This is a genomic window from Micromonospora humida, assembly GCF_016901255.1.
In the GTDB taxonomy this organism is placed as follows: Bacteria; Actinomycetota; Actinomycetes; order Mycobacteriales; family Micromonosporaceae; genus Micromonospora; species Micromonospora wenchangensis.
Genome location: NZ_JAFEUC010000002.1, coordinates 242551 through 261158, shown reverse-complemented (window position 1 = coordinate 261158; position 18608 = coordinate 242551). Strand labels below are relative to the sequence as shown.

Here is an 18608-nt window from a genome sequence, read left to right as displayed (position 1 = left end):
CCCGACCGGCCGCCGGGCACCGGCGTCGCCCCGGGCGGTTGCCGGCAGCCCTACACGGCGGCGAGGACGGCGGCCTCGACGCGGTCCCGCTGCTCGTCCGACGGCCAGCCACCGACCAGGTAGAACGCGTCGACCACGTCACCGCCGAGGGTGGAGATCCGGGCGGCGCGCACCTGTGCCCCGGCCTCGTCCAGCGCGCAGGTGACCCGGTAGAGCAGGCCGGCCGCGTCGGCGGCGCGCAGCTCCAGCAGGACCGCGTCGGTGGCCGCCTCCCGGTGCCAGACGACCCGGGGGGCCGCTCCCCCGCTGCGGGCGGCCAGCGCCCGGCCGCGCAGCCGTTGGGTCACCGAGACGTCACCGGTGACCGCGCGCCGCAGGTCGGCGCTGAGTGCGATCGGGTCCGGGGCCAGCCCGTAGCGCGGCTGCACCCGGCACTCGACCAGGGCCCGGCCGTCGACCGTGGCGGCGTCCGCCGAGATCACCTCCAGCCGGTGCAGGGCCAGGCAACCGGCGACCGTGGCGAGCAGCCCCCGCCGGTCGGCCGCGGCCACCGCCACCCGGTCCTCGGTCAGGTGTACGACCGGCAGCGGCCCGGAGACCAGCGCCGGGTCGGGGGCCGGCGGGGCGGGCACCACGCCCGTGTCCAGGGTGGTCCGCACCCGGGCGACCAGCTCGGCGATCAGCCGCCCCTTCCACCCGGACCAGGCGGCCGGGCCGGTGGCGGCGGCGTCGGCCAGCACCAGGGCGTGCAGCAGCTCCAGCGTGGTGGTGTCGCCGACCCGCTCGGCCACCCCGGCGATCGTCTTCGGGTCGGACAGGTCGCGGCGGGTCGCCACGTCGGGCAGGAGCAGGTGCAGCCGGACCAGCGTGCCGATCAGCGCCGCCTCCTCGGCGGGCAGGCCGATCCGGGTGGCCACCGCCTCGGCCAGCGGCGCGCCGACGGTGGAGTGGTCGCCGTCCAATCCCTTGCCGATGTCGTGCAGGAACGCGCCGATCAGCAGCAGGTCGGGGCGCTCGACGTCGCGGGTGTGCCGGCTCGCCTCGTACGCGGCCTGCACCAGGTGCCGGTCGAGGGTGAACCGGTGCACCGGGTTGTGCTGGGGCAGGCTGCGCATCCGGGTCCACTCGGGCAGCCAGCCGTCGATCAGGCCGTACCGGTCGCAGGTCTCCCAGGCGGGCACCAGGCCGGGGCCGGCGCCGAGCAGGGTGACGAACGCGGCCCGGGCGGCCGGCGGCCAGGGCGCGGGCAGCGGCGGGCAGTACGCGGCCAGCCACTCGCAGGTGGCCCGCGCGATCGGCAGCCGGTGGGTGGCCGCGGCGGCGGCGATCCGCAGCGACAGGCTCGGGTCGGGGCGGGCCCCGATGGCGGTCCGGGCGAGCACCAGTTCCCCGTCGTGCTCGACCACGTCCCGGGCGACCGGGCGGCGCAGCGGCCGGCCGTCGGTACCCCGGCGACGGCCGGAGCGGAGCCGGTCGGCGGCCCGCCAGGCGTCGTCGAGGGCGTGGCTGACGGTGCGCGCGTCGCCGGCCACCCGGCGCAGCAGGGCGTCACCGTCGCCGGAGTCCGCCCGCGCCCCGGCCTCGGCGGCCTCGGCCGCCGACTGGCGCAGGCCGAGCAGCGCGGCCACCCCGGCGCGTTCCTGGGCGACCAGCCGGTCGACCCGGCGTCCCACCTGCTGGTGGAGGGCGTCGCGGGTGTCCAGCAGCCGCAGGTGGGCGGCGCGGACGGCGGGACGCAGCGCGTCGGTGATCCCGGCCGTGGCGATGGCCCGCAGGATGCCCACGTCGCGCAGCCCGCCGGCGGCCTCCTTCAGGTCGCCTTCGAGCAGGAAGGCCAGTTCACCGTGGGTACGCCAGCGCACCTCGGTGATCTCCCGCAGGGCGGGCAGCTGGCGGACGGCGGTTCGCCGCCAGTGGTCGGTGGCGGTCCGGGTGAGGGTGTCGGCCAGCGCCCGGTCACCGGCGACGAACCGGGCGTCGAGCAGGGCCAGGGCGACCTTGACGTCGTCCTGGGCCACCGACAGCGCCTCGGCGAGGGTACGCACGGAGTGGTCGAGCCGGACCCCGGCGTCCCAGATCGGGTACCACAGTGAGGCGGCCAACTCGTCCACCCCGGCCACCCCGGCGTGCAGCAGCACGAGGTCGAGGTCCCCGTAGGGTGCGCACTGCCGACGGCCGAGGCCGCCGACGGCGATCAGCGCGATGCCCTCCCGGGCCGGCAGCAGGCCGTGCAGCCAGGCGTCGAACGCCCCGGCCCGGGCGAGCCGGGCCGGTTCGCCGATGCCTACGGGAACCCCGACGACCCCGTCGACCAGGAGGTCCGTCCCTGCGCCGGTGCTGTCGTCCGACGCGTTCCTCCTGATCGACGGGGTCATCTACAGGTCCTCCTACAGGGCGTCGAGGCCGCGCTCGCCGGTACGGACCCGGACGACCTCTTCCACGCCGGTCACCCAGACCTTGCCGTCACCGATCTTGCCGGTACGGGCGGCGGCCACGATCGCGTCGACGACCTTGTCGACGTCCATCTCGTCGGTGAGCACCTCGACCCGGATCTTGGGCAGGAACTCGACCGTGTACTCGGCACCCCGGTAAACCTCGGTGTGCCCCTTCTGACGCCCGTACCCCTGGACCTCGCTGACGGTCAGGCCGGCAACGCCGAGAGCGTGCAGGGCCTCCTTCACCGCGTCCAGTTGGTACGGCTTGATGACCGCGGTCACCAGCTTCATGTCCATGCCCTCCATTCTCCGAACGTTAACCGGCGACCTTCTCGTCCACCGGCGCGGCGGCCGGCTCGGAGGCCTTCGCGCCACCCGGGGTGATCCCGGCCATCGCGAACGCCCCGCCACCGGCACCGCCGGTGCTCGGGGAGAGGTCGTAACCGCTCTCCGCGTGCTCGCTGATGTCGATACCCTCGACCTCGTCCTCGGCCTTGACCCGGAAACCGAGGGTCTTGTCGATGACGAAGGCGAGCACCCAGGCGACCCCGAAGGACCAGGCGGTCACGATCAGGCCGGCGAGGGCCTGGCGGCCGAACTGGGTCACGCCGCCGCCGTAGAACAGGCCGTCGGAGGCGCCGACCACGTCGCTGATCGCGGCGTTGACCGAGTTGGTGGCGAACAGGCCGAGCCACAGCGACCCGATCCAACCGCCGACGAAGTGCACGCCGACCACGTCGAGCGAGTCGTCGTAGCCGAGCTTGTACTTCAGGCTGATGGCCAGGGCGCAGACCACACCGGCGACGATGCCGAGCAGGACGGCCGCCCAGGGGGCGATGAACCCGCAGGCCGGGGTGATGGCGACCAGACCGGCGACGGCACCGGACGAGGCACCGACCATGGTCGGCTTCTTGTCCTTGATCCACTCCACCGCGATCCAGCCGAGCACCGCCGCGGCGGTGGCGAGCTGGGTGTTGATGAAGGCCAGCCCGGCGACCGAGTCGACGGTGAGCTCCGACCCGGCGTTGAAGCCGAACCACCCGAACCACAGCAGGCCGGCGCCGAGCGCGACCAGCGGGATGTTGTGCGGCTTCATGCCCTCACGCGGCCAGCCGAGCCGCTTGCCGAGCACCAGGGCGACGGCCAGGGCCGCCGCACCGGCGTTGATGTGCACCGCGGTACCACCGGCGAAGTCGAGCGCGTGGATCTTGGCGCCGATGATGCCGCCGCCCCACACCCAGTGGGCGACGGGGAAGTAGACCAGGGTGGCCCAGCCGAAGGCGAACAGCAGCCAGCCGCCGAACTTGGCCCGGTCGGAGATCGCGCCGCTGATCAGCGCGACGGTGATCACCGCGAAGACCATCTGGAACGCCATGAACACGTACAGCGGGACGCCGATGCCGCTGGGGTTCTCCGCCGTGGCACCCCACAGGTCGGTCTCGGCGAGGAAGGTCTTGGTGCCCAGGTACGCACCGGGGTCGCCCCAGAAACCGTTGACGTCGGTCCCGAAAGCAATGCTGAAACCGTAGAACCACCACAGAACAGAGATGAGCCCGATGGCGGAGAAGCTCATCATCATCATGTTGAGCACGCCCTTGGCCCGGTTGAGGCCGCCGTAGAACAGCGCCAGTCCGGGGGTCATGAGCAGCACGAGAGCGGTCGAAACCAGCAGCCAAACGGTGTTGCCGCCGTCGATCGTCGGTGCTTCAGGCACGCTGGCCTCCTAAAGGTGAAGTTCCCTCCTTCGCGGCTTCCGGGGCAGCGTCGCCCGTACGCCGGTTGCGCGGAAGCTTGGCCGGCTGCTGTTTCCTGGACCGACACCCCTCGATTTCCGACACGTGACGGGTTGTTTCCGGCGTGTGAAGAACCTCGATCATGAAACTCCGGATACGAAAGAGTGGCCGTTCCGGCAACGAACGGCCACTCTTTCCCCGTTGCGGTCGTCAGCGCAGGGCGTACTCCAGGGTGTGCCGTTCGTAGTCGAGCAGGCGCAGATCGCGCATCGGGCGACGGAGGTGACCCTTGTGCACGATCCGGACGAACGCCGGCTCCCCCGCCGCCGCCATCCGCCGGATGCCCTCCACGTGGTCGACGATCCGCTTGCGGATGGTCCGGATCAGCCGGTGCCGGTCCCGGGGAATCAGCCCGTACGCGTCGGCGAAGAGCCGCAGCCGGCGCGGCCGGTCCGGGTGCTTCCAGCCGAGCGTGATCGAGTCCCGGTCGGCGAAGATCGGCACCCAGGTCCACGCCGCGTACGCCACGTCGTAGATCCGGGCCCCGGGCGAGGCGAGGTCGAAGTCGATCAGGCCGAGGGTGCCGTCGGGCCGCCAGATCACGTTGTGCGGGGCGGCGTCGTGGTGGCAGATCACCTCGGTGTCCGGTGGCGGCGGCCCGAACGAGCGCCAGACCGCGCCGGGCGGCGGGGCGAAACCGTACTGGGCGTCGTGGAACATCCGGAGCATGGTGGCCACCGTCACCAGCGCCTCGTCGGTGACCCAGTGCGGGGCCAGCGGGTACTCCCCGCACTCCCCTTCGAGGTAGGACAGCACCTCCCGGTTGCGCTCGTCCATGCCCAGCGCCCGGGGAGCACCGGTGAACCCGACGTACTCCAGGTGGCGCAGGAGGGCGTGCACCGAGGGCGTCCACGGGCCGGCGTTGCGTCGGACGGTGTCGCCGACCCGGACGACGGTGCTCACGTTCCCGCCGTGCAGCGGGATCTCCTGCGAGGTCACGTACGGTCTCCCCAGGCCCGGCGCCGCATGGCGGGGGTCACGCCACCCGGCGTACGCGCGATCGTCGTTGCTCACCGCGAGGTTACGCGTCCCGGGCGAGCGGCTCGGTGCCGAGCAGCGCGTCGACGAACTGCGCCGGGTCGAAGGGGGCCAGATCGTCCGCGCCCTCGCCGAGGCCGACCAGCTTGACCGGGATGCCGAGCTTGCGCTGGACGGCGATCACGATGCCGCCCTTGGCCGTCCCGTCGAGCTTGGTCAGCACCACGCCTGTCACGTTCACCACCTCGGTGAAGACCCGGGCCTGTTCCAGCCCGTTCTGCCCGGTGGTGGCGTCCAGGATCAGCAGCGTCTCGTCGATCGGGCCGTGCTTCTCCACCACCCGCTTGACCTTGCCCAGCTCGTCCATCAGGCCGATCTTGTTCTGCAACCGGCCGGCGGTGTCGATGAGCACGGTGTCGGTGCCGGCGTCGATGCCCCGGCGGACCGCGTCGAAGGCCACGCTGGCCGGGTCGGCGCCCTCGGCGCCCCGAACCGTCTCGGCGCCCACCCGGCCACCCCAGGTCTCCAGCTGGTCGGCGGCGGCGGCCCGGAAGGTGTCGGCCGCGCCGAGGGTGACCGAGCGTCCGTCGGCGACCAGCACCCGGGCGATCTTGCCGCAGGTGGTGGTCTTGCCCGCGCCGTTGACCCCGACCACCAGCAGCACCGCCGGCACGCCGTCGCGGCCGGTGGTGCGCAGCGACCGGTCCAGGCCCGGGTCGAGCGCGGTGACCAGCTCGGTGGCGAGCAGGTCGCGCAGCTCACCGGCGGAGCGGGTGCCGAGCACCCGGGTCCGCTCGCGGAGGCGGTCGACGATGTCCCGGGTGGCGTCGATGCCGACGTCGGCGGTGATCAGGCTGTCCTCGATCTCCTCCCAGGCGTCCTCGTCGAGGTGGTCGCGGGCGAGCAGGCCGAGCAGGCCCTTGCCGAAGGCGTTCTGCGAGCGGGCCAGCCGGGACCGCAGCCGGACCAGCCGGCCGGCGGTCGGCTCGGGAACCTCCAGCGGCGGGGCCGTCGCCACCGGCGGCTCGACCAGCACGCCGGTGGACAGGTCGGATTCGGCCGCCTCGACGGGTGGCCCGGCCAGGTCCTCCTCGGCCCGGGTGTCGACCTCGGTCTGCGGCAGCGGGGGTGCGGCACGCCGACGCAGCCGGGGCACGACCAGGCCGAGGCCGCCGAGGATCAGCACGCCGAGCAGGGCCAGTGCGACGAGGAGGTAGTCCGTCATGCCGAAATCCTGTCAGATGCCGACGACCGCGTCCCACTCACCGCCTCCAGACCCGGGCGAGCTGCGGGTACGCTCGCCGCTGCCGGGGGTGACCCACCCGCCCACGGGGTAGCAGAGATGAACCGTCTTCTCCTCGGAGGTGCCACCCATGCCCGAGCCACGTCTGCTCATCGGCCCGTTGCTGCGCCGGGTCGTCGACACCCGGGCGACGGTGTGGGTCGAGACCAGCGGGCCCGCGGTGGTCACCGTCCGCACGGCCGACGGCGCCACCGGCTCCGCGCCGACCTTCTCCGCGTACGAGCACCACTACGCGCTGGTGGTGGTGGAGGGGCTGACCCCGGACCACGCCACCACCTACGAGGTGCTGGTCGACGACGAGCTGGTCTGGCCGGTGGCCCGCGACGGCTTCCCGCCCAGCGTGATCCGGACCAGGGCGGCCGACGACCGGGACCAGCCGGTGAGCCTGATCTTCGGGTCGTGCCGGGAGACCACCCAGCACAACACCACCCGCAAGCTGCCCCCGGACGCGCTGGACGCGTACGCCCGGCGGCTGATGGCCGCGCCCGACCCGGGCGACCTGCCCGACCTGCTGGTGCTGCTCGGTGACCAGGTCTACGCCGACGTCACCTCGCCCACGGTCCGGCGGCTGCTCAAGCGGCGTCGGCGGCGGCCGAAGGACGCCCCGGCCGACCAGGTGGTCAGCTTCGACGAGTACACCAAGCTCTACCTGGAGTCGTGGCGCGACCCGGAGATCCGCTGGCTGCTCTCCACCGTGCCGAGCGTGATGATCTTCGACGACCACGAGGTGATCGACGACTGGAACACCTCGAAGTCGTGGCGGGCCGACATGCGCCAGCAGGCCTGGTGGGCCGAGCGGATCCGCAGCGGCCTGGCCTCCTACTGGGTCTACCAGCACCTGGGCAACCTCGCCCCGGACGAGATCGCCGCCGACCCGCTCTACGCCAAGGTGGTCGCCGCCGAGGACGCCACCACGGTGCTGCGCGAGTTCGGCGAGCGGGTGGACTCCGAGGCCGACGAGGCGCACGACACCGAGCGCTGGCGGGCCGTGCAGTACCAGTGGAGCTACGCGCTGGACCTGGGCCGCACCCGGCTGGTGATGCTGGACAACAGGTGCAGCCGGGTGCTCGAACCGGGCGCCCGGTCGATGCTGCCGGCCGGCGAGTGGTCCTGGTTCCTGGACCGGGCCCACGGGGTCTACGACCATCTGGTGATCGGCGCGTCGCTGCCCTGGCTTCTGCCGCCGGGCATCCACCACGTGGAGGCGTGGAACGAGAAGCTGGCCGACTCCGGCAGGCCGTGGGTCGCCGGGCTGGCCGAGAAGCTGCGCCGGGCGCTGGACCTGGAGCACTGGGCCGCGTTCCGCCGCTCGTTCGACGCCCTCGGGGCGCTGTTCGTGCGGCTGGGCAGTGGCGAGCCGGGCAGCACCGGGGACCGGGTCGGCGCGGGGCCCGCCTACCCGGCGCCGGCGTCGATCAGCGTGCTCTCCGGCGACGTGCACCACTCGTACGTGGCCCGCGCCCGGTTCGACGACCCGGCGGTACGCACCCCGGTGCACCAGCTCACCTGCTCCCCGATCCACAACCAGGTGCCGGCGGCGATGCGCCCGCTGATGAAGCTGGGTTGGAGCGCGGGGCCGGCGGCGGCCACCCGGGCGCTGGCCCGCTCCGCCGGGGTACGCCGCCCGACGGTGCGCTGGAAGAAGCTCGCCGGCCCGTACTTCGGCAACGCGGTGAGCACGTTGCGCCACACCGGGCGGGAGGCGGTGGTGCTGATCGAGGGCACCACCAGCGACGGGCACCTGCGGGAGGTGGCCCGGCAGCGGCTCTCCTCGGCGAAGTGACCCGCGCCACGTACCCTCGGTGCCGTGGACGATCATCTGCCGGAGACACTGCGCGTGCTGGAGCACGAACTGACCGCGTTGCTCCGCCGGGGCCGGGCGCTGTCCTGGGAGATCGCCCGGGAGGTGCATCCCAACCTGGAGCCCAACGCGTACGGCCTGCTGCTGTGGCTGCGCCGGTCCGGGTCGACCCGGTTGACCGACCTGGCCGCCGAGCTGGGTATCGGTAAGGGCACGCTGAGCCGGCAGATCCAGGGGCTGGAGGCGTTGGGCCTGGTGCGCCGCGATCCGGACCCGGTCGACCGGCGGGCGGCGCAGCTACGGCTGACCGAGGAGGGCACCCGGCGCTTCGACGCGGCCCGGTCGGCCCGGATGGACCAGATCAACAGGTCGATGGAGACCTGGCCGAAGCGGGACGTCGAGGAGTTCGCCCGCCTGATGCACCGGTTCAACGAGACCTTCTGAACCCGGCCGCGCCCCGGGCCGGGCGGCCTCGTGCCCCGGGTCCGGGGGAATAGAGCCACGTCACGTCCGGTTGTTGCTTGAGGCAACAAACGCTTACGGTTGCCCGAGGCACCCTTTTCACCACCAGCGGAGGCAGCGACGATGACCCAGGCGACAGCGCCCACCCGGGCGACCGGCGTCGAGATGACCCACCGGCAGATCCTGGAGGCCCTCTCCGGACTGCTGCTGGGCATGTTCGTCGCGATCCTCTCCTCCACGGTCGTCTCCAACGCGCTGCCGCGGATCATCACCGAGCTCAAGGGCGGTCAGTCCGCCTACACCTGGGTGGTCACCTCGACCCTGCTGGCGACCACCGCGACCACCCCGATCTGGGGCAAGCTCGCCGACCTGACCAGCAAGAAGATCCTGGTCCAGCTCTCCCTGGCCATCTTCGTGCTGGGCTCCGTGCTGGCCGGGCTGTCCCAGTCCACCGAACAGCTCATCGCCTGCCGGGTGCTCCAGGGCGTCGGGGCCGGCGGCCTCACCGCCCTGGCCCAGGTGATCATGGCGACGATGATCGCGCCCCGCGAGCGCGGCCGGTACAGCGGCTACCTCGGCGCGGTGATGGCCGTCGGCACCATCGGCGGCCCGCTGATCGGCGGCGTCATCGTCGACACCTCCTGGCTCGGCTGGCGCTGGTGCTTCTACGTCGGCGTGCCGTTCGCCATCGCCGCCCTGGTGGTGCTCCAGAAGACCCTGCACCTGCCGGTCGTCAGGCGCCAGGTGAAGATCGACTGGTGGGGCGCGACCCTGATCACCGCCGCTGTGTCGCTGCTGCTGATCTGGGTCACCCTGGCCGGCGACAAGTACGACTGGATCTCCTGGCAGAGCGCCGTCATGGTGACCGGCGCGGTCGTGCTCGGCACGCTCGCCATCCGGGTGGAGAACCGGGCCAGCGAGCCGATGATCCCGCCGCGGCTGTTCCGCAACCGCACCATCACCCTCGCCGTCGTCGCCAGCATCGCCGTCGGCGTGGGCATGTTCGGCGCATCGGTCTTCCTGGGTCAGTACTTCCAGATCAGCCGGGGCGAGAGCCCGACCATGTCCGGCCTGATGACCATGCCGATGATCCTCGGCCTGCTGGTCTCCTCCGTCGTCGTCGGCCGGATCATCACCCGGACCGGCCGTTGGAAGCGCTACCTGGTCGCCGGTTCCGCGCTGCTCACCGCCGGCTTCGCGCTGATGGGCACGATCCGCTACGACACCCCGTACTGGCACCTCGCCATCTACATGGCGCTGATCGGCCTCGGGCTCGGCATGACCATGCAGAACCTCGTCCTCGCCGTGCAGAACACCGTCAGCACCCACGAACTCGGCGCGGCCAGCTCGGTGGTGGCGTTCTTCCGCAGCCTCGGCGGCGCGGTCGGCGTGTCCGTGCTCGGCGCGGTCCTCGGCCACCGGGTCAAGGACTACATCGCCGACGGCCTCACCGCCCTGGGCATCCCGGCCTCCGGCTCGGGCAGCGGCGGCGTCCTGCCCGACGTGCACACCCTGCCGGGCCCGATCCGGATCGTGGTGGAGAGCGCCTACGGCCACGGTGCCGGCGACATCTTCCTGGCCGCCGCCCCGTTCGGGCTGATCGCCCTGATCGCGGTGATCTTCATCAAGGAGATCCCGCTGCGCCAGCACACCGGGGACGCCGTCACCGACACCGTCGCGCGGGAGTCCGCCGTCGCCGCGGGCGGCGGGGCGGCGGTGGTCCGCACCGGGACCGACCGGTGAGCATCCCCGTCGAGCGTGAGCAGTACGGCCCGCAGGCCCGCCCGCTGGAGTTCGAGCGGGGCACCGACGGGCCCCGGGTGGTGCTGGTCGGCGTCGACGGCAGCCGGACCTCGCTACGTGCCGCGTCGTACGCGGCGGGGCTGGCCCGCAGGCAGGGCGCCGGGCTGGTGGTGGTCTTCGTCAGCGCCCCGGCCGGCTACGTCTCCCTCATGCCGGGGGTGGTGGCCGGGGCGGTCCAGCAGACCCACGACGAACTCGCCGACGAGCTGCGGCAGGAGTGCCGCCGAGGCGCGGAGGAACTGGGGCTGCCGGTGACGTTCCTGTGCCGGCGCGGGGACGCGTACGCCGAGCTGCGGGCGGCGGCCGACGAGTCCCGGGCGGACCTGGTGGTGGTCGGCTCCTCCGAGCAGGCCGGGCACCGGCTGGTCGGTTCCGTCGCCACCCGCCTGGTCCGCACCGGCCGCTGGCCGGTCCTCGTCGTCCCCTGACCGGGGCGGGGTCCGGGGAATGTCGGACCGGTCGGCGAGGATGCCGGCATGACCTGGCGTGCACCGGAGATCACCCGGACCCCTGAACTTCCCGTCGGCGACGAGCGGGCCATGCTGGAGAGCTGGCTCGACTACCACCGGCAGACCCTGCTGCTCAAGTGCGCCGGGCTGACCGGCGAGCAGTTGCGCACCCCGAGCGTGCAGCCGTCGACACTGACCCTGCTCGGCCTGGTCCGCCACCTGGGCGAGGTGGAGTCCTGGTGGTTCCGGGAGAACTTCGCCGGGCAACAGGTCGACTACCCGTACGGCACACCCGAGAACCCGGACGCCGACCTCGACGTGACCCACGCCGACGCCGAGGCCGACTTCGCCACCTACCACGAGCAGGTCACCCTGGCCCGGGCCGCCACCGTCGGCCGCTCGCTCGACGAGACGTTCACCGAGGTCGGCGCCAAGAAACGGACCTTCAGCCTGCGCTGGGTCTACTTGCACCTGATCGAGGAGTACGCCCGGCACAACGGCCACGCCGACCTGCTCCGGGAACGCCTCGACGGGGTCACCGGCGAGTGACCCCGCCGCCGACCGGCCCGGCCGGGTGTCAGAGCCCCAGCGCCGCCCGCAGGTAGCGCAGTCCCTCCGGCCCACTCCACCGGTACGCCGACAGCCCGGCCGCCCGCGCCCCCCGGATCGCCCAGTCCTCGTCGTCGACGAAGAGCACCCGGGCGGGCGGGGTCTCCAGGGCGGCACAGGCGGCCTGGAAGTACTCCTTCGCCGGCTTGTGCACCCCGACGACCGAGGAGTTGACCACCACGTCCAGCTCGCCGACCAGGCCCAGCTCGGCGAGGTCGGTGTCGAGCAGGTCGGTGGCGTTGGTGCCCAGCCCGGCCCGGATGCCGGCGGCCCGCGCCTCGCGGACGAGGGCCAGCACGTCGGCGTCGACCTCACCCCGGTAGCGCTGCCACTGCTCCACGGCCGCCCGCGCCCGCTGGGGGCCGACCGACTCGCTCAGCGCGTCGACCACACTGGACATCCAGTCGGCGTGGCTGACCTGCCCGGTCAGCACCGGTTGCAGCCGCCCCCAGTGCATGGCGATCTCGCCGAGTACCCCGGCGGCGAGGCCGTACTCCCGTTCGATGTCGGCGGCCACCGCCGGGTCCCAGTGGCGCAGTACGCCGTCGAAGTCGAGCAGGAGCGCCGTCGGCCGTTCCCGTGCCACTACTGATTCTCCTCGTGTCCGTCGGACCGCTCGGCGTCGGTCCGGTTGAGCCGTTGGCTGATCACCTGGGTGACCCCGCTGCGCATGGTCACGCCGTAGAGCGCGTCGGCGATCTCCATGGTCCGTTTCTGGTGGGTGATGACGATCAGCTGGCTCTTCTCCCGCAACTGGGCCATCAGGGTGATCAACCGGCCCAGGTTGACGTCGTCGAGGGCCGCCTCCACCTCGTCCATGATGTAGAACGGGCTGGGCCGGGCCCGGAAGATCGCCACCAGCATCGCCACGGCGGTCAGCGACCGCTCGCCGCCGGAGAGCAGCGACAGCCGTTTGATCTTCTTGCCGGGCGGCCGGGCCTCCACCTCCACACCGGTGGTGAGCAGGTCGTCCGGCTCGGTGAGGATCAACCGGCCCTCGCCACCGGGGAAGAGCACCGTGAAGACCTGCTCGAACTCGCGGGCCGTGTCGGCGAACGCGCTGGCGAAGACCTCCAGGATGCGCTCGTCGACGTCCTTGACCACGGTGAGCAGGTCACGCCGGGTGGCCTTGAGGTCCTCCAGCTGCTCGGAGAGGAACTTGAAGCGCTCCTCCAGGGCGGCGAACTCCTCCAACGCGAGCGGGTTGACCTTGCCGAGCAGGGCCAGTTCCCGTTCCGCCTTGGCGGCCCGCTTCTCCTGCACCGGCCGCTCGTAACGGACCGGCTCCGGCACCGGCAGGCCGTCGCGTTCGGCCGCCGCCACGTCCACCGGGGTCGGCGGCACGGGCTGGGTCGGGCCGTACTCGGCGACCAGGGTCTCCACGTCCAGGCCGAAGTCCTCGGCGGCCTTGGCCTCCAACTGCTCGATGCGCAGCCGCTGCTCGGCCCGGGCCACCTCGTCCCGGTGCACCTGGCTGGTCAGCCGCTCCAGCTCCGCGCCGAGCCGCTTCGCCGCGCCGCGTACCTCCTGGAGTTCGGCCTCCCGGGCGGCGCGTTCGCGGGCGACCGCGTCGCGGTGCTCCTCGGCCCGCGCGATGGAGGTGCCGAGCCGGGTCAGCGCCTCGCGGGCCCCACCGACCACGGCGCGGGCGATCGCCGCGCCCCGGGTCCGGGCCGCCCGCCGGGCCGCCGCCCGCTCCCGGGCCGCCCGTTCGGCGGAGGCCTGCCGGGCCAGCGAGTCGGCCCGGCCGGCGATCGAGGCGACCCGCTCCTCGGCGGTACGCACCGCGAGGCGGACCTCCATCTCGTTCTGCCGGGCCCGGGGCACCATTGCGGCGAGCTGGTCCCGTTCCTCGGTGGAGGGTTCCGCGTCGATCGGGGTGTCCTCGGCCAGCCGCAGCCGCTCCGCCAGCTCGGCGAGGGCGGCCAGGTCGCGTTCCCGGGCCGCCTCGGCGCGGGACCGGCTCTCGCCGAGCCGGTCGGTCTCCGCCTTCGCCGACCGGGCCGCCGCGCCCAGCTCGGCCAGCCGACGAGCGGCGGCGTTGCGGTGGCTCTCCGCCTCCCGCTTGGCGGCGGCGGCGTGCTGCACCGCCTCCTTCGCGGCGGCCACCTCGGCCCGGGCATCGACGAGTTGTTCGCGCAGCTCGGCGGCCGTCCGTTCGGCGGTGAGCCGGTTGGTGCGGGCCTCCTCCACGGCGGCCTGCACCTCGATGAAGCTCGCTGCCTTGGCCGACCCGCCGGCCGCCGCGTACGCCCCGACCACGTCGCCGTCCGGGGTGACCGCGCGCAGCTCCGGGTTGCCCGCGACCAGCTCGGCGGCGGCGGCGAGGTCGTCGACCAGTGCCACGTCGCGCAGCGCCCGGTGTACGGCGGGACGCAGCTCGGGGGCGCACTCCACCAGGTCCGGTGCCCACCGGGCGGTCTCCGGGAGCCGGGGGCGCAGCGCGTCGGCGGAGCCGGTCATGCCGGGGCCGGCGGGGCTGCCGACCAGCAGGCCGGCCCGGCCGGCATCGGAGATCTTCAGCAGCCGCATCGCCTCGACGGCCTCGTCGACACCGGTGACCGCGACCGCGTCGGCCAGCCCGCCGAGCGCTGCGGCGAGCGCCGCCTCGTGGCCGGCGGCGACGGTGAGCAACCCGGCCAGGCTGCCCAGCAGGCCGGGCACCTCGTCGGCGCGGGCGAGCAGCGCCCCGGCACCGTCCTTGCGGCGCAGCCCCAGGGCGAGCGCCTCCTCGCGGGCCTTCCACGTCGCGGCGTCCTTCTCGGCGGCCCGCTCGGTGTCGGCCAGCGCCCGGACGGTGGCCTGCGCCCGCTCGTGGGCGGCCACCGCCTCGGCGTGCCGGTCGTCCAGTTCGGCGTTGTCCCGGTCGGCCTCGGTGGACTGTTCGGCGACCGCGTCCAGCTCGGCCTGGGCCTGGTCGGCGCGGGCCAGGGCGTCGGCGTGGGCGGCGGCGAGCCGCTCGATCTCCTCACCGGCGCTGGTGGTCCGCGCCTGCGCCGAGTTCACCTGCCCGGTCAGCCGGGCCAGCCCCTCCCGCCGGTCGGCGATCGCCTTGGCGGCGGCGACCAGTTCCCGTTCGGCGGCGGCGAGCTGGCGTTCCAGCTCCTGCCGATGCTCGACGGCCTCGGCGAGCCGGATCTGGTCGTCGGTGAGCGCCGCGCGCAGCTCCTCCTCCTGCTCGCGGACCCGCTGCGACTCGGCCTCCAACTGGTCGGGGTCGCGGCCGGGGCGCTCGTCGTCGCCGGTGGCGCTGAGGTGGCGCAGCCGTTCCCGGGCCACCTGCTCCACCGAGCGGAACCGTTCGGAGAGCGCGGAGAGCTTGTACCAGGTGTCCTGGGCGGCGGCGAGCAGCGGCGCGTCCTCGGCGAGCGCGGCCTCCAACTCGCCGAGGCGGCCCTGGACCTCGGCGTGTTCGCCCTCGATCTGTTCGCGCCGCTGGCGCAGCGCCGTCTCGTCGGCGATCTCCTTGTCGAGGGTGGCCCGCAGGGTGTGCAGGTCGTCGGCGAGCAGCCGGAGCCGGGCGTCGCGCAGGTTGGCCTGGATGGCGGCGGCCCGGCGGGCCACCTCGGCCTGTCGGCCCAGCGGCTTGAGCTGACGGCGCAGCTCGGCGGTGAGGTCGGTCAGCCGGTTGAGGTTCGTCTGCATCGCGTCGAGCTTCCGCAGCGCCTTCTCCTTGCGCTTGCGGTGCTTGAGGACCCCGGCCGCCTCCTCGATGAACGAGCGGCGGTCCTCCGGCTTGGCGTGCAGCATGCCGTCGAGCCGGCCCTGGCCGACGATGATGTGCATCTCCCGGCCGATGCCCGAGTCGCTGAGCAGCTCCTGGATGTCGAGCAGCCGGCAGGAGTCGCCGTTGATCTCGTACTCGCTCTCGCCGGAGCGGAACATCCGGCGGGTGATGGAGACCTCGGTGTACTCGATCGGCAGCGCGCCGTCGGTGTTGTCGATGGTGAGGGTGACCTCGGCCCGGCCCAGCGGCGCCCGCCCGGCGGTGCCGGCGAAGATGACGTCCTCCATCTTGCCGCCGCGCAGCGCCTTGGCGCCCTGCTCGCCCAGCACCCAGGCGATCGCGTCGACGACGTTGGACTTGCCGGAGCCGTTCGGGCCGACCACGCAGGTGATCCCGGGCTCCAGCTTCAACGTCGTGGCGGAGGCGAAGGACTTGAACCCCTTCACCGTCAGACTCTTGAGATGCACCTGTCCGATCCTCGTCCGGTGGCCACCGCAGGCGTCGCGGGCTGCGCGGACCTGGTGAACCCGCAGACTAACCCGTGGGTACGCGGCGACCGGCACGCGACCCGCCCCGGCACCGCCGGCCGACCGCCGTGCGGGGGGTGGAATTGATCGGGGTGGCCCACGCCACATCGGTTCGCAAGATCGTGAATTGGTGAGCGGAGGAATATGTGGCGGACAGCACTGCGCGCCGGCACGAAAGTGTCGGCGCGCTTTTTCGCGGTGGTGCTGTTCAGTTTTCTGCGTACCCGACGATCAGGTGAGCGCCGGCTCGGCCAGCCGGAGGAGGTCGTCCACCTCCGCCGCAGCCGCCGCGAGCCGATCGTTGTCGGCACGCAGGCGCGTGATCTCGAACTCCAGGGCCTGGACCCTGGAACGCAGTCGGGTGACCTCGTCGAGCAGACGCCGGTCGGGCGCTGCACCTACGTGGCCGTAGAGGGCCTTCGCCATGCTGACTCCTTGATATGCGCTGCCGGAAAAGCCGGCCAACGCGCGCCCATTTCGTGTTCGCGACTACTACCAGGCCATCGAAATCCGGGCGTGGCTGGGCGCGACTGGCGACACCTACATATTGAGCGATAACCCCTCGTTCGTCAAGTTCTCGCAGGCCGTAGATCATCTCCACGTCTGCCCTGTGCACTTGCTGAGGGGGCCGCAAGGCTCGGACACTCTCTGTCCGGACTCCTTGACTCTACGCCTTCCCGGACAGGTACGGTGACCCTGGACGGTCGTCCCTCCTTAACTCTTCCTTAGCCACATTGCCGCTGTTCCGTGGCCGCCGTAGCGTCACCCCGGCCCGCAAGCGACCCGTGGAGGCGACAGGCGTGTACGGCTGGACCGACCCGAACGACCCGGACGCCGCATACCGACGGCCGCAGCCGTCGACGGACGACCCGGCCTGGCTGACCGACCGCCCCGCCCCCCGCTCGGCGTACCTCTTCGGCGACGACCCGGCCGCGGACGCACCGGCGCAGCCGGGCCCCGCCGGGGCGGACGCCGCGACCGGGCCCGCCGGGGGCACCCCGCCCCCTGCCGCCGACCGGTGGGCCGACGCGCCGGCCGGTCAGCCGTGGCAGGGCGAGCAGACCGGGTGGCAGGACGCACCCACCGGCCGCTGGAACGCCGGGCCCGCCGGGCAGTGGGACGCCGCCGAGCAGACCGCCGCCCACCAGGACGACCGGAACGCCGCCCACCAGGAAAACGCATGGCAGGCCGAGCGGTGGTCGGCCGATCGGGACGAACCGGCCGGAACGTGGCAGGACGACCGGACCGGCGAGTGGCAGGGCGACCCAGCCGGCGCATGGCAGGGCGACCCAGCCGGCGCATGGCAGGGCGACCCAGCCGGCGCATGGCAGGGCGACCCAGCCGGCGCATGGCAGGGCAACCAGACCGGCGCATGGCAGGACGGCCGGACCGGACCGTGGCCGGACGAGCAGGCCGACCGGGCCGGGGCCTGGCAGAGCGCGCGGGACGACCGGGCCGGCCGGTGGCCGGACGAGCAGGCCGCCTCCTGGCAGGACGGGCAGCCCCGCAGCTGGCCGGCCGGGCACGGCGAGCCGGAACACCCGTGGCAGGGCGGGCAGGACGACCCGGCCGGCACGTGGCAGGGCCAGCCGGCCGCCGGGCCGGACCGGCAGGAGCCGTGGCCGGACCGGCAGGGCGGGTCGTGGCCCGGTGACGGGGCCGACCGGTGGGCCCAGCCACAGGCCGGGCCGTGGCACGACGGGGTGGACCGGGCCGCCGGGCCGGACGACCCCCGGGCCGACGCGCCGGCCGGACACGACGGGCGGCAGACGTACCCGGCCGCCGTCGGGCCGGTGCGCGCCGACCTGCGGGACGCCACCGCAGCCACCCCGACGGTCGGACCGGTCGACGGGCTGGCCGCGACCGGTCGTACCCGGCGGCGGTCGCGACGCCCGGTGCTCATCGGCGGTGCCGCCGCGGCGGCGACCCTCGTGGTGAGCCTCGGCATCGGCGCGGTGCTGCTGCCCGACGACGGGAACACCGACCGGGCCGCCCTCGACGAGCCGGTGGCCACCGCGCCCGTCATCACCGACACCGCCCCGAGTAGCAGCGCCCCGGCCTCCCCCGGCGCGTCGCCGAGCCCGTCACCGACGTCGGCGAGCCCGTCACCGAGCCGGACCGCCACGCCGACGCCCACCCCGAGCCGGACCCAGGCGGCGTCGCGGCAGACCGCCCGGGGCGGCGCCGGCACCGTGGCCCCGGCAGCGCCCCCCACCACCCGGGCTGCGGTCAGCGGCGGCGGTGGGGGCAGCCAGACCCAGCAGGTCGTCGACCTGGTCAACGCCGAGCGTGCCAAGGCCGGCTGCGCGGCCGTCACCGTCGACGCCAAGCTGACCCTCGCCGCCCAGCAGCACAGCCAGGACCAGGCCGACCACAAGACCATGACGCACACCGGCAGCGACGGCAGCAACGCCGGGCAGCGGCTGGACCGGGCCGGCTACGCCTGGCGCACCTACGGCGAGAACGTCGCCTGGAACCAGCAGACCCCGGCCGCGGTGATGGACGCCTGGATGAACAGTCCCGGTCACCGGGCCAACATCCTCAACTGCGCGTTCACCGAGATCGGCGTCGGGGTGGCCAACGGCAACGGGCCGTACTGGACGCAGGACTTCGCCGCCCCGCGCTGACCGGGGACGGCCGGCCCCCGGCGACGACGTGACCGCGTCGTCGCCGGGGGCTTCTCGTTGGACCGGGTGAGGCGTGCGGCGTACCGCACGGGAC

14 protein-coding genes are annotated in these 18608 nt (G+C 73.5%); 6 read left to right on the top strand and 8 right to left on the bottom strand.

Annotated features, from left to right (window positions below):
* Positions 1-50: 50 nt before the first annotated feature.
* From JQX11_RS05040 to ftsY, 5 genes are all read right to left on the bottom strand, one after another.
* Positions 51-2375, bottom strand: a complete 2325-nt coding sequence (locus tag JQX11_RS05040) for a [protein-PII] uridylyltransferase (protein ID WP_204923817.1) — start codon at positions 2373-2375, stop codon at positions 51-53.
* 12 nt (positions 2376-2387) lie between these two features.
* Positions 2388-2726, bottom strand: a complete 339-nt coding sequence (locus JQX11_RS05035; RefSeq protein ID WP_067307311.1) for a P-II family nitrogen regulator — start codon at positions 2724-2726, stop codon at positions 2388-2390.
* Between the two features lie 25 nt (positions 2727-2751).
* Complete coding sequence (locus tag JQX11_RS05030; RefSeq protein ID WP_204923816.1) at positions 2752-4149, bottom strand: ammonium transporter; 1398 nt, start codon at positions 4147-4149, stop codon at positions 2752-2754.
* Between the two features lie 229 nt (positions 4150-4378).
* Positions 4379-5242, bottom strand: coding sequence for a phosphotransferase (locus tag JQX11_RS05025; protein ID WP_204923815.1), 864 nt, complete (start codon positions 5240-5242; stop codon positions 4379-4381).
* A gap of 7 nt (positions 5243-5249) precedes the next feature.
* Positions 5250-6431: a signal recognition particle-docking protein FtsY gene (ftsY, locus tag JQX11_RS05020; protein WP_204923814.1), complete on the bottom strand. Its 1182-nt coding sequence runs from the start codon at positions 6429-6431 to the stop codon at positions 5250-5252.
* Positions 6432-6579: 148 nt separating this feature from the next.
* Between ftsY and JQX11_RS05015 the strand changes: the two genes are divergently transcribed.
* The 5 genes from JQX11_RS05015 (at position 6580) to JQX11_RS04995 (ending at position 11573) form a co-directional block, all read left to right on the top strand.
* The gene (locus JQX11_RS05015) at positions 6580-8292 is read left to right on the top strand and encodes an alkaline phosphatase D family protein (RefSeq protein WP_204923813.1); all 1713 of its coding nucleotides are present in this window, start codon (positions 6580-6582) and stop codon (positions 8290-8292) included.
* 24 nt (positions 8293-8316) lie between these two features.
* A complete protein-coding gene (locus JQX11_RS05010) occupies positions 8317-8754 on the top strand; it encodes a MarR family winged helix-turn-helix transcriptional regulator (protein WP_307826066.1) in 438 nt (145 codons plus the stop codon).
* A gap of 141 nt (positions 8755-8895) precedes the next feature.
* On the top strand, positions 8896-10515 hold the full coding sequence (locus JQX11_RS05005; protein ID WP_204923812.1) for an MDR family MFS transporter: 1620 nt from the start codon (positions 8896-8898) through the stop codon (positions 10513-10515).
* Positions 10512-11003 (top strand): universal stress protein, encoded by a 492-nt coding sequence (locus JQX11_RS05000; protein WP_307826065.1) that lies wholly within the window; start codon positions 10512-10514, stop codon positions 11001-11003. The genes JQX11_RS05005 and JQX11_RS05000 overlap by 4 nt, the downstream gene beginning before the upstream one ends.
* A 48-nt stretch (positions 11004-11051) precedes the next feature.
* Complete coding sequence (locus tag JQX11_RS04995; RefSeq protein ID WP_204923811.1) at positions 11052-11573, top strand: DinB family protein; 522 nt, start codon at positions 11052-11054, stop codon at positions 11571-11573.
* A gap of 28 nt (positions 11574-11601) precedes the next feature.
* On the opposite strand, the gene JQX11_RS04990 is transcribed toward JQX11_RS04995, so the two are convergent.
* From JQX11_RS04990 to JQX11_RS04980, 3 genes are all read right to left on the bottom strand, one after another.
* On the bottom strand, positions 11602-12219 hold the full coding sequence (locus JQX11_RS04990; protein ID WP_204923810.1) for an HAD family hydrolase: 618 nt from the start codon (positions 12217-12219) through the stop codon (positions 11602-11604).
* Positions 12219-15827 (bottom strand): chromosome segregation protein SMC, encoded by a 3609-nt coding sequence (gene smc, locus JQX11_RS04985; protein WP_204923809.1) that lies wholly within the window; start codon positions 15825-15827, stop codon positions 12219-12221. The genes JQX11_RS04990 and smc overlap by 1 nt, the downstream gene beginning before the upstream one ends.
* Positions 15828-16118: 291 nt before the next feature.
* The gene (locus JQX11_RS04980; protein ID WP_067305353.1) at positions 16119-16313 is read right to left on the bottom strand and encodes a hypothetical protein; all 195 of its coding nucleotides are present in this window, start codon (positions 16311-16313) and stop codon (positions 16119-16121) included.
* 308 nt (positions 16314-16621) lie between these two features.
* On the opposite strand from JQX11_RS04980, the gene JQX11_RS04975 reads away from it, so the two are divergent.
* A complete protein-coding gene (locus JQX11_RS04975) occupies positions 16622-18514 on the top strand; it encodes a CAP domain-containing protein (RefSeq protein WP_232377249.1) in 1893 nt (630 codons plus the stop codon).
* Positions 18515-18608 lie beyond the last annotated feature (94 nt).